Genomic DNA, 235 nt, shown 5'->3' with positions numbered 1-235 from the left:
GGACGTGCGAGGACGCCGGGGTTCCGCGACAGTGGGTCCCATGCTGAACGGCTGGCCGCTCGTCGTCATCGGCGTCGTCGGGGCGGTCGCCGGGCTGGCAGGGGTGCTCGGTCGCCTCGACCGCACGCGGTACGCGCGGTACAGGCGCCACGGCGAGCCGACCCGGCGCCAGCACATGATCCTGCCGCGGCTCGGCGGGGGGATGTTCGTGCTGGTCGGTGTCGGTCTCGTGATC

Annotated in this window: 1 protein-coding gene; it reads left to right on the top strand. The window is 73.6% G+C overall.

What is annotated here, in order from left to right:
* Nucleotides 1-40: 40 nt before the first annotated feature.
* A partial coding sequence (locus KVT14_RS21475; RefSeq protein ID WP_217617396.1) for a hypothetical protein occupies nucleotides 41-235 on the top strand: 195 nt, incomplete at its 3' end.

Origin of the sequence: Cellulomonas sp. GbtcB1, from assembly GCF_019091725.1 — a bacterium.
Classification (GTDB): domain Bacteria; phylum Actinomycetota; class Actinomycetes; order Actinomycetales; family Cellulomonadaceae; genus Cellulomonas.
This window is presented reverse-complemented; position numbering and strand designations above follow the sequence as displayed.